General features: G+C 42.6%; 13 protein-coding genes. 8 read left to right on the forward strand and 5 right to left on the reverse strand.

All coding sequences use genetic code 11. The features are described 5' to 3' along the window. Nucleotides 1-1,285: phage head morphogenesis protein (locus RH85_RS19095; protein WP_006714367.1), on the forward strand; the 1,285-nt coding region annotated here is incomplete at its 5' end. A 58-nt stretch (nucleotides 1,286-1,343) separates the two neighbouring features. On the opposite strand, the gene RH85_RS19100 is transcribed toward RH85_RS19095, so the two are convergent. Further along, complete coding sequence (locus RH85_RS19100; RefSeq protein WP_006714368.1) at nucleotides 1,344-2,630, reverse strand: DUF6575 domain-containing protein; 1,287 nt, start codon at nucleotides 2,628-2,630, stop codon at nucleotides 1,344-1,346. Next, nucleotides 2,630-3,046 (reverse strand): hypothetical protein, encoded by a 417-nt coding sequence (locus RH85_RS19105; RefSeq protein WP_006714369.1) that lies wholly within the window; start codon nucleotides 3,044-3,046, stop codon nucleotides 2,630-2,632. The genes RH85_RS19100 and RH85_RS19105 overlap by 1 nt, the downstream gene beginning before the upstream one ends. A gap of 150 nt (nucleotides 3,047-3,196) precedes the next feature. Between RH85_RS19105 and RH85_RS19110 the strand changes: the two genes are divergently transcribed. After that, entirely contained in the window at nucleotides 3,197-3,769 is a 573-nt protein-coding gene (locus RH85_RS19110; protein ID WP_138956502.1) for a hypothetical protein, read from the forward strand. Between the two features lie 147 nt (nucleotides 3,770-3,916). After that, the gene (locus RH85_RS19115) at nucleotides 3,917-4,135 is read left to right on the forward strand and encodes a hypothetical protein (protein WP_006714371.1); all 219 of its coding nucleotides are present in this window, start codon (nucleotides 3,917-3,919) and stop codon (nucleotides 4,133-4,135) included. Between the two features lie 34 nt (nucleotides 4,136-4,169). Here RH85_RS19115 and RH85_RS19120 read toward each other — a convergent pair whose 3' ends face one another. From RH85_RS19120 to RH85_RS19130, 3 genes are all read right to left on the reverse strand, one after another. Next, the gene (locus RH85_RS19120; protein WP_006714372.1) at nucleotides 4,170-5,195 is read right to left on the reverse strand and encodes a DNA-methyltransferase; all 1,026 of its coding nucleotides are present in this window, start codon (nucleotides 5,193-5,195) and stop codon (nucleotides 4,170-4,172) included. Between the two features lie 167 nt (nucleotides 5,196-5,362). After that, nucleotides 5,363-7,528, reverse strand: a complete 2,166-nt coding sequence (locus tag RH85_RS19125; RefSeq protein ID WP_006714373.1) for a phage tail tape measure protein — start codon at nucleotides 7,526-7,528, stop codon at nucleotides 5,363-5,365. A 63-nt stretch (nucleotides 7,529-7,591) separates the two neighbouring features. Next, nucleotides 7,592-8,062: a hypothetical protein gene (locus RH85_RS19130; protein WP_006714374.1), complete on the reverse strand. Its 471-nt coding sequence runs from the start codon at nucleotides 8,060-8,062 to the stop codon at nucleotides 7,592-7,594. Between the two features lie 141 nt (nucleotides 8,063-8,203). Between RH85_RS19130 and RH85_RS19135 the strand changes: the two genes are divergently transcribed. From RH85_RS19135 to RH85_RS19155, 5 genes are all read left to right on the forward strand, one after another. Further along, a complete protein-coding gene (locus RH85_RS19135) occupies nucleotides 8,204-8,758 on the forward strand; it encodes a phage tail protein I (RefSeq protein ID WP_277422404.1) in 555 nt (184 codons plus the stop codon). A gap of 12 nt (nucleotides 8,759-8,770) precedes the next feature. After that, nucleotides 8,771-9,292, forward strand: coding sequence for a phage tail-collar fiber domain-containing protein (locus RH85_RS19140; RefSeq protein WP_006714376.1), 522 nt, complete (start codon nucleotides 8,771-8,773; stop codon nucleotides 9,290-9,292). Between the two features lie 53 nt (nucleotides 9,293-9,345). Further along, nucleotides 9,346-9,879 (forward strand): phage tail protein, encoded by a 534-nt coding sequence (locus tag RH85_RS19145; RefSeq protein ID WP_241210427.1) that lies wholly within the window; start codon nucleotides 9,346-9,348, stop codon nucleotides 9,877-9,879. Between the two features lie 2 nt (nucleotides 9,880-9,881). Further along, nucleotides 9,882-10,862, forward strand: coding sequence for a hypothetical protein (locus tag RH85_RS19150; protein ID WP_006714378.1), 981 nt, complete (start codon nucleotides 9,882-9,884; stop codon nucleotides 10,860-10,862). A 249-nt stretch (nucleotides 10,863-11,111) separates the two neighbouring features. Further along, nucleotides 11,112-11,339, forward strand: a 228-nt coding sequence (locus RH85_RS19155) for a DUF3541 domain-containing protein (RefSeq protein WP_006714380.1), incomplete at its 3' end; no start/stop codon positions are given.

Consider the following 11,339-nt stretch of genomic DNA (forward strand, 5'->3'; position numbering starts at 1 on the left):
TATAGAAGCCTTACTCAAACAAGAAACGCGCAATGTCACCAAAATGAAAGGGCTGGAAGATTCAGCCCTTTTGTTTACGGCAAGAAAACTCGCTGAACTGATAAAAAGCCGGCTAACTAAAAACTCAATCCCAACCTCAGACACCAACACGTTTGCCCAAGTATTTACTGACAGTATGGTGCTTGCCTGGTTATATGGCCAAAAGCACATCATTGATACGACAAAGACAAACATCAACCTATCAAGCGACGATGTGATGGTGGAGTTTTCTGAAGCCATTGACCATCTCAAAAGCCAAGTACCGCTGGATAACAAAACCTACCAACAACTTGAAGCGAGCTTAAAGTTGCGCGCTTTTACGATTGCTTCAGTGATGGGTGAAGAGAGCATGCAGCGAGTTAAGCGTTATTACACCGACGCTCTGGCGCAAGGGCAAAGTAAATCTGAAGTGATGCAAAACATTGATGGCTTACTTGAGCGCGCAGGTATCACCGAAAGCAATCCTTATTACTTAGAGCTTCATTATCGCAACAACATGATGAGTGCCTATAACACGGGCCGCTGGACTCAGGTGGAGCATAATGATGTGGTTGAGTACCTAATGTACTCGTCGGTTCTGGACGATGGTACGACCGAGCTTTGTAAGCATCTCAACAATACCGTCAAACCCAAAGGTGATTCGTTTTGGGAGAAATATTATCCACCCAATCATCATAAATGCCGTGCGATTGTGATGGCCATAGCGAAGGAAATGTTTGATGCGTTATCTCAATCGGACAAAACTCGCTCACAAGCAATCACCAGTGAGTCACTGGCTAAGAACCCGACTTATCAAAAGGAGCACCAATTTAAGAGTAGCCCGACTAAATCGCTCGAGCGCATTCCATCTGGATTAATGCAGAAAGCCAAAGAGTACAAATTAGTAAATGACATTACCGAGCAAACGTTCAAGCAAAGTAAAAGCCTAATTCAAAACACCTTCACCGCCGCTCAAGCGAAGAGACTCACTGATAGCCAGGTTAAGCAGGTCGTCAGCAAAAACAATAACCTCAAAGGTAAAGAAGAGCAGATCGCGAATCTAGCGAAAACAGATGAGGCGTACTATGGCCTTCACCAACTCAGAAATGGTGACGCAATAGCGGTTATCTACCTGGTTTCATGGATAGAGAAAGATCTAGCCAGCGTGACACGTATAGGAGCGTTTGATGAGGTAATTCAGTCTGTTAGGTCCATGAATAAAAAAGAACTAATCTATAAGATGAAAAAAAACATCAGATTGGATTAATTAATAAGCCTTCATTATGAAAGCTTATTAATTATAGTCGGCAGATATACTGCACGGGTTATTGATGTTGCCGATAGTATTTCTTTAAAGTTTTAACCCAAGCATCTAACCCCCTTGCTCGTCGCTTAATCGTTCCACGATGAAGGCCTTTGGCACATTCTTTAAGGAAATCTTCAGCGGAACTCTCATCTAACTCTGTAAGGTTCTTAACTTGCGCCCACTTAATCCAAGCCCAACCAAAGTCACTAGATTCAAATCTATTGGCTAGATACTCGAATTGAGCAGCTTGACTTTCTCTTTGTAAAAGCACTTCACCAGCTGATGTGAGACTCAAGTTTTTATGTAGTAACCCTAAGCATTGCGCTGCATGCGTGTAATATTGAACTTGTCTTTTTGTCGTGAGGCCTTCTAACTGTTCATGTGTTAATTCTGTTCTATTAGCAAGTATTTTTACGACCTCAATTACTCTTCCTAATTTATTTGCTTGCGGAATCTTATTGGAATCAATAATGACTAACGTCATTTTTTGTAACGTCTTTATAACAGGGAGGAGCTTTGCTGCCGATAGAACCAAAGGTTTGTCTAACGATGTAGATGTCTTGGCCTTAAGAGTTAGTTCTAAACGATGAAATTCGACTATATCTAATAGATTTTTTAAACGGTACGGATCTAGCTCAATTCTAGCTAGCTGATCTTCGATTGAGTCAACATCCGACAATAAGCTACCAAGTAATGATATAGCAACATTTGCTCTATCTTTATCACTGGTACCTAATTTTACATCGAACGAACCATAATCAGCTGTTAATGGAAAAAGAGAAGGCTCGTTTCTTGAACCATCTTTCATTAAATCTCTAACAATATCACCAAATGCATCCAAGATAATTGAAATCACTGAATCTGTTGGTGTTTTCTTGTTATTCGTTTCTTTTGCAATCCTTAAATTGAAGTCCCATTTTGATTCCGGAGCTATAAATTGTATTTCCTCTGAATCAAATGAGAAGCACTCGGGAGGTAGATTGACAGCTGTTAAATCATAACAACTTATCGATTCGAATTTAGTCGGTCGATCGTTATAAACAGACATGACTTTTAATCGTTTGGAATTAACAAATGCTTGATGTACCGTGTTTTCCTCACGCAATAACGCATCTAAAGCAGAATGAGTAATTGGTAAGTAGATCCACTTAGTACAGGCACCATTGTCATAATCACCACTCCAGTAAACCAAATAAAGATGTTCTAATTCATCCTTTACGGAGAAACATTTTGGGCCAAAAAAATCATCATAGATTTCAAAGAACCGTAAGCGTCCTAATTCTGTATCATAGGGTAATACTTTCATTATTCTTCCACCTCATGCTTAAAATAGTTATGAGGTTCAGCTCCTATTTGCTTCCATAAAGTAATGTGCCCATCACGTGCAATTTTCCTAGGTATCACACCTAGCTCTGGCACTAATTCACCTAATACAATTTTTTTGAGTCCGAACTGCTCCTTGGCTGGATATTTTGCTTTAATTAGCTTAGCAGCCTCTACTGATACCCAAAATGACACGCCATAAGACAAGAAGCGTTTTCTTTCAGTATTGTATGGATAATCTGGTTTTTCATCTCGATGACGTTTAAAGTCATCGTCATTAGGTGGGGTACAATCAACTAATCGGCAGGCTTGCCCATGCGCTGGGACAACATCTTGGTTATCTGGTAATCCATTAGGAAAGTCACTAGGCCATTGATATGGAATATTAATATCGCTCATTGAGTATTCTTTCGCAACCTAAGATCTTCATAGAAGATGCATTGAATATTAAACTAAGCGAATACTAACACATGAAGTATAGCCAATAAAAAAAAATACTGCTGCATATCTGAATGCGGGTCACAATAATCAGTCTATAGGGTTTAACTTTTGAACGATATATTCACAACAAGAAAAACAAAAATTTTATGTACATTCATTGTTCCTACCTACATTTTTATTTATACAACAATGGCCATCTGGTTGCTGATCGATGGTTGGGTTAATCAGTTTTCGTCTATAAGTGGATTATGGTCTGTAACATCATTACCACCGCATGTACAAAGCTTATTTTTTACCATGCTAGGTGCTCTGTTAGGTTGCGCTATTCTTGGTATTACTTCTTTTCATCGTTATATGGCAATTGAAAAAACTTTTGATAGCGATCACCTTTTAGGTTTTTTCTTAGCCCCAATTTTAGCTCTAATTGTAGGTTTGTTAATTTTTGCAATGTTGCAAAGTGGGTTAGTTGTGCTTACTAACCAATCTGTGCTTACCGACGTTACTGCGCCAACAGTAACAGCAACACTTGGTTACTTAGCTATCGGCGGTGTCGCTGGGTATAACTGGGATGTTTTCGTAAAAAAACTCCAAGAGCTCTCTGCAAGCGTTATTAATGCTCCTAAAGAATCCGATAGTAAAGCGAACACATCCACAAAAGAAAACAATCAAGAAAATCATTAAATTACGTTCAGATACATTACATTCTCCATAATTACATGCCAACAAAAATGGTGATGTATATCAAGTATCTATATTTGTCGTTCTAAATAACTGGCTTTCTATTCCCCTTCAAATTAGTGTCTGACCACCTAATTTGAAGGAGGTTTTATGTCTTTATCATTGGCGATTTTCAAACACTTACACCAACAACCGATGCCTCTTGTGACGTTGTTAGATACGCTCGATTTACCGCAACATAATGCTTCGGTACACCATGCTGAGTTTGTGGTTGCTCAAATGCAAATCAAGCATTTACTGGCCGAGAACGAGCAAGGTGAATTGGCTTGTACTGATTTGGCTTACACACAAGAATACAGCGTGATATAGAAACGCCTGACATTAGCCAGGCGTGTTGAAATGATTATCTCGAGATAAAGCTCTCGGCTTGTTTAAAGATAGCGCTATCCATTTCAATACCGATGAACTGGCGATTTAATTTAAGAACAGCTCGACCTGTTGAGCCTGAGCCCATAAAGCAATCCAATACTACCTCGTTCTCTCTACTGCTACTGTTTATCACATGTTCAAGTAATGCTGCTGGCTTTTCACAAGGGTGTTTCCCTGGATAATACTGAACAGGTGCAAATGTCCAAACATCGGTATACGGCACTTCTTTCGTGACCGTAAATGGTCGCCTTAATCTAGCATACTCCGCTTTAAGCTCATCATGACTCTTTACCAACTCACCATACTGCGTACCAAGCTCTATGCGCTGCTTTTCTAGTTGTAAGTATGATTGTGTTAGCGGTGTTAAAGCTGACTTAAACAAGGCTTGTAGCGCGCGATACTGCGCCTCATTAGGCAGTTTCCATTGCGAAGCGCTAAACCAATGTGAGGCCATTTGTGTGCCTGTGGCGGCATTAATTTGTTTGGATGTAATACCTGCGGTTTCTTTGGCGTGTTTGAAATAATTAATCAGGGGCGCAAAGACTTCCTGTTTTAACGAGGTGCATTTTTTATGGTAACTCGATGCTCCTTTGGCATAACCTTCTGAACCATAGTGTTCACACATGATGATGCGTTCTGTCGATGGAAAAAATGTGCGCAAGTCCTCTTTGTGCATTCGTCTCCAAGGGCCGTTTGGTTTCGCCCATACAATATGACTAAGCACATTAAAACGCTGGCGCATTAAAAGTTCAGTATCACTGGCTAACTTAGAGCCACAAAACAGGTAAAGCGTGCCGGAAGGTTTAAGAACGCGCCAAAGCTCCGTATTCACGTCATCAAGCCAAGATAAAAACGCTTCAACGTTGGGCCATTGGTTATCCCATGCGTCTTTCTTTACCTGAAAGTAAGGTGGGTCTGTGACGATTAAATCCACCGAATTGTCAGGGATGTTTTTTAGTGCGCGTAAGCAATCATCATTGATGAGGGTTAGGTTTTTCATGATTAGTTGTTCCAGGGTTGGAGCTCTTGGCTCTCTGGTCACTAATAAATTTGCAGCGTGGGCATTTTATTTGAACATGCCCGTAGTCAATAAACCCCAGTGTTTTTCGGCATCTAGGGCATTGCATGGTTTTCATTCGAGTACACCTCAATCTAACTACTGGTTAATTATACAGTAGTTAGATTGTTTAATGTCTCCTTTAATTGCAAGGTCAGCTCAGGTGTTGATTTTCTGAGCGCATTGACTAATTGAAGTTCAAAGTCGGTTGGTACGATGGCCCCATCACCGATAGTGACAGGAACGCTAACGGTGACATCTATTGGCTTATCATCGCTGGTGGATGACGGGAGCAATTTTTCAGCACCACTAACCTGGGCGGTCACACTTTCTATTTCCGCTTTCGTGTTTGGCGAAAAATAGTCGAGTAGCTCCGATATCGCTTTTTCACCCAAAATACTCCCGATAGCGCCACCTGCCACTCCGCCTATTGCCGCGACAATAGGGCCACCAAGTGCACCAGCCATAGCTCCCAACTTCATGCCAGCAAGGCCGCCCCCTAAAGAGCCTGCAAGTTTGCCAGCCTCGCCATACTCATCATCTTTAATCGCCATGGCCATAGGAACTGCACTGGTAACGATTGCGAGTGGTTTGATGTATTTACCCGCCGATTTAAACGCTCCTCCGACGCCTTGCTTGAGAGTATCTAACTTACTGGCTTTCATTGTGTTAGGTAAGTCAACATCCGGTGTGGTGATCGCACTGCCGCGCCATTTCTTAAAGATGCCCATTGCCATTTTTGAACCACGCGCAGAGCCGTAGCCTAAACCCGCTAATGTGGATGCGGCCAGTGCCCCTGATATTAATGTGCTTTCATTGGCTTCTTCTCGGATGCTTGCGATACCATCGCTAAGTGAGCCTAATGCGCCACTGGCTAAATTTTCTATATCGGCCACAACGGTTGATACGGCGCGGCCAAGCGCCATAAATTCAGCCACAAGCTTTTGACTTGGTGTAATCGCGACGTCGATAGCCTCACTTAATGCCCCTTGATAGTCCCCCAAAATCGCCAATGGATTGTTGGCCGCTTGAGCAATGCCATGGATACCTTTTTCACCGATATCTTCAGCAAAAATATTCCCACCCACACCCTCAGCGATATTGCGGGCTGCGCCTTTATCGCTCTTGTACAAATCACTCAGCAAACCCATTACATGGCCATATTGAGTGTCAATACCATCGCCTGTCTGCATAGCATTACGCAAGCCAAAGAGTGCGGATTTAAAGCTCTCAGCCGTCTCTTGGTCTTTGATTAAAGTATCTACAGAGCCTGCCGTTTTACCATCGCCAACCAATTTTTTAAACTCGTCAGGATCAGACATTCGTGCTTGCAACATCTCTTTAATGGAATCACCCACTTTATCGTAGTTCCATGTGCCCGCTTGACGACCAGCAATGTACTGAGCGAAGACAGACTCAACACTTAAACCATGGCCTGCATAAGTGGATGAGTATTCTGAAAGTGAATCGAGAAGGTCGCCTTTATCGTCACCAGACTTTTGAGCTGTGATGGCTATCAAATCAGCCGCTTTTTGCGCAGAAATATCAAAGGACTTCATTAGGCGCATTTGCGCCGACATGACTTCTTGCGGTTGCCAGTTGAGGTTTTTAAAAGCGCTACTCAATTGGGCTGAAGTTTGAGTTAGCTCTAAAGATGCTTGTTCATCATAGCCCGACTGCATCGCTTGAATTCGAGCGTTAACCAGCTCTTCATAGGGCCTTGCCGTTTGAGTTTCAATCTCCGTTAAGGCGTTACGCCACCCTTGGATTTGTTCAGGTTGGACACTAATTGCTGCCGCTGCCTGACGTTCAACTTGGTTCGTATTTAGCCCGCTACTGACTATTGCCCCACCTGTTGCTAAGCCTACACCAGCCCCTGCTAAGGTTTCTGCACTGGGCATTTGAGGTGGTTTAACATTGTTCATTTCAGATGCGGTTTTACGCAGTTGCTTTTGCAGCTTCTCGTGATGTTCCGCTAATTGGTCGGTATCGATTCCCGCACGTTTTAAAGCGCGAGACTGCTGGCGAAGCTCTCGAGTCAAATGTTGGAGTTTTAATTGCGCCTCTTCGGTCGGCGTACCCATTTTATTGAGGCTGTCACGATGTTCTTTTAACGCGGCATCTGCTTTTTTATAAGCGTTTACATCATTAAGGTTGGCCTTTAACTTATTATGACTCGTACTGAGTTTCTTATATTCATCTTGAATATCTTTAGACCCCTTCGTGAACTGGTTTTTAACCCCCACCACCAAACTAAGCGCGTAGTTATTATTCATCCTTCATCATCTCCAACGCAAACAACAGCGAAGCCCAGGTGCAATCCAAGGCTTCCTGATAGCTCATAACTCCAATTTTTCGATGGGTGGCGTATTTGATGAGTTGTTTGAGCTCTCGCGTTCGGATTCTGGTGAGGGCGCTTCCTTTCCCATGAGCATGGCCAATATTTGAAAGTCGTCATACGTAAAATTATCAACAATCATATCTGGCGCTAAGGTGGCTTTTTGAGTCAGAGTGACAGGGCCTATGACTCGACCATCAGCATCGAGTTCGGTATTACCTTCAATCGTACCGAATTCAAGAATGGTACTCGCAACGCCAGCAATGATGCCATCTCCGCACACGAAACCCAGCTCTTCTTTACTCCAACGTTCAGCATTAATGCGATCGCGCACTTTTGCTTCATGCGTTCTTGTCGCTCCTGTGTAGATAGCACCATTAATTTGAACGAGATGGCGAAACACACAGACATTAAAGCGCTCAATGATTTGAACACCTTTTAAGAGTGGCGCATCAGCTTGGGTATTTAGCATGAAAGTATCTCCTATATTGCTGCCTGCAATATAGCCATCTATAAGCCGCTGTGAGTACATATGAAAATAATAAATCGGGCCATGAGTATCATAGGAAATAAGGCTTCACAGCTTTTACATATGAATGAAAAGACACGAATTATGCTACCACTAATACTCAAAACGAACCTTAGACAAAGAGCTATCAGTGACTTAACCAAAGAAGAATTGCAGTCACTAAAAAAGGCCATAGGTCAACTTCAAATACTCGATATAGACCAGGTTCATGACTCTTTTTTGCCCTGGCTAGCCTGGCAATGGCGTGCGGAGTTTTGGGATGACTCTTGGCCTATCGAAAAAAGACGAGCGGTGGTGAAAGAAGCGTTGTTGCTCTTTCGGTATAAAGGGACACCTTGGGCGATTAGTCGAGCTATGTCGCTGCTTAACTTTGATGCCTCTGTATTGGAATGGCATCAAATACCCGAAGGCATTAATGGCACGTTTTCAATCTTCCTTACCCAAACCGAGAATAGAGGTTTAACGCAAAAGGATTACACCGATATTGTAAATGGCGTAGAGCGCAATAAGCGAGGTTCGCAACACTGGAAGATGACCGTAAAGAATAGCCCCTCCATTGGTGCAATCTATCTGCCTATCGCTGTTCGCAGCCGTCAACGTGTCTGCATTCGCACTCAGCCCCAATCATTGACTAAATAGAGAACATCATTCATGACGCAAAACAGTAAACATTACGCGGTTGTGACCGAATTGGGTAAGCAGCTATTGCGTGACGCCTATGCGCAACATCGCTCTCTTAACTTAACCCAAATGTCCCTAGGGGATAGTAACGGAGCTTACGTTACACCGGATGTGCGCTTTGATAGCCTAGTCAATGAGCTTGGCCAAGAAGCGCTGCATGAAGGTACTGTCCATGAACACTTCATCCATGCCATTGTTTATGTGAATCGAAGTCGATTTGCTGGTAAGCATATTCGTGAGTTTGGGCTTAGAGACGAAGATGGCAACCTAATCGTTTACGCAGCTTATCCTGAAACCTTAGTGTCGGATGAAGCAACCAGTCAATTCATTCAGCTTGAGATTGAATGCATGATTGAACTTGAAAACACTGAGATGGTGAGTTTAACCATTACGCCCCAATCTACCCACATGCAACAGAAAATGAAGCAGGCATCGCTCGTATTGCAACGAATGAACAAGTTAACGAAGGTGAAAACGACAGTTCATTTTTGACGATAAAAAAATTGGTTCACTCTCTCAGCGTACCTCACATCATCGATAAGCTTGTGAGCAATCTATGGCTGAAGCTCGCGGCAAAAATATTTCCAGTTGGTGCTTTTATTCCGTGGTTTACAGATATTGCACCAGAGGGGTTCGCTATAGGGAAAGGGCAAGCATTTGATAAGAATGTGCTCACTGAATTAGCTAAGGTTTTTCCTAGTGGTGTCATTCCGGATATGCGTGGGTGCGGAGTTATTGGAAAAGAAGATGGTGAGGAGGTCGGCATTTATGAAGAAGGGCAAGTGAAGCAGCATGGGCATGAAGGTTCAAGTGCAAGTTCAACTAATTTAGGCTCGAAAACAACCAGTTCTGATACACACTCACACCGTTATAACTACTCTGCATATGGTGAGTATGTCGGTAACGGTACTCATAAACCCGTAGGCAGAAATGCGGGTACGACCAACACAACTTCGCACGCTCATAGTCATACAGTAGCGATTGGCTCTCATGCTCATACCCTTATGATCGCCTTATTCGGCGGAGCAAAAAATACGATTAATCATCGTAAAGTTAACTGGATAGTAAGGATGGCTTAACCATGACTCACAATTATTCGCATAACATCAGTTCTGATGAGCCAGTGGGCACAGCAACTCGCTTTTTTAATAAATCCCAGAAAGTTAACGTGTCTCGCATTTCGGCAGTAGGTTGGTGGCTAGGCAATACAACAGAACACGTTGTGAAAGGCACTGCTCTTGGCTCTGATTTTACTCAAAATATTTACACGCCATCAAAAGAAGGGATGACTGCTCGATATGACCGTGATGACAACTCGTGGTCAGAAGAAATCAAAGATAAAACTTTTGAGCCTTATTGGGATGTTAATGGGCATGCATTTACTATCGGAGAGCCGGATGACGAACTTCCTGAATGGGGGATTAACATTTTCCCACCTGAGTACGATAAAGAAACTCATACGGTATTGTACAAGAAAGAAGAGTGGCATATTTATGAAATCTTGATTGGCCGACCTTTTTATGATGAATGGGGAAATGAGTTTCTTGTCTCTGACTATAACTTTGTTTTACCAGAGAGACATTCATGGGAACCCCCACCTGAGTTCAAAGAAGGATATGGAATAAAGCTTATAAATGACGAATGGGTTGAACTCATCGATCATCGAGGAAAAATGGCTTATGCCAAAAATAGAGATAGTGAAGTTCAACACGACTATGAAATCGAGGCGCAGGGCGAACTGCCTGTAACTCATACGCTTATCGAATATCAGCAGTTTGATTCATGGTTAGAAGATCAAGGTTGGGCATATGACATAGAGCGCCATCGACCTTATAAGAAACAAGAAGAGAAGTTTTGGCGAGATGAGCAACTTACTCAAGTTTTAAATCGGATTGACCAATATGAAAAAGATCGAGGATATCCAGAGGAATATCGCACTTCCCCAATTCGAACAGAAGAACAATGCCAAAAATTGCTAGCTGATAGAAAGTTGCTGAGTGATTATCCTGAGAGTGTCAATTATCCTTTCGGAGAGCGGCCTCGGTTATCTGGACTCGCATAGAAATAGAAACCCAGCCTTAGCTGGGTTTTTCTATGTAAAGATTAACCCTGCCGTTATGCGCTGGACGTAATTGGCCTCTATTGGACGCAATTGGCCGTAATTTTTTGCAGAAAAGCGCAGTTTTCCATGCCACTATTTATATCAACAAATGCCACTTTTTGTGCGCGGCTGTCATCTGACCCGCCTCTCACATTGATGCCACTAATGTTTGTTACCATTGTATACTCATCATTTTACTAGGGATATTTAATGCGCCGCTATCTTCTGACACTCATGCTTGGCCTGACCCTATCGCATTCTGCTTTTGCTGATACTTCAGAGAACCAATACAAACAATCGGCAGACTTGATTCGTCAAACTTACGAACAACAGCTTTTTACACTACCAGCATTTAAAGAAGGTCATTACGGCTTACGCATGTACCGCCAAACATTAGATGCAAAATACTCCGCGGCAATATGGAGTGATCTGGCCCGT

Origin of the sequence: Vibrio ichthyoenteri ATCC 700023, assembly GCF_000222605.1 — a bacterium.
Taxonomy (GTDB): Bacteria; Pseudomonadota; Gammaproteobacteria; order Enterobacterales; family Vibrionaceae; genus Vibrio; species Vibrio ichthyoenteri.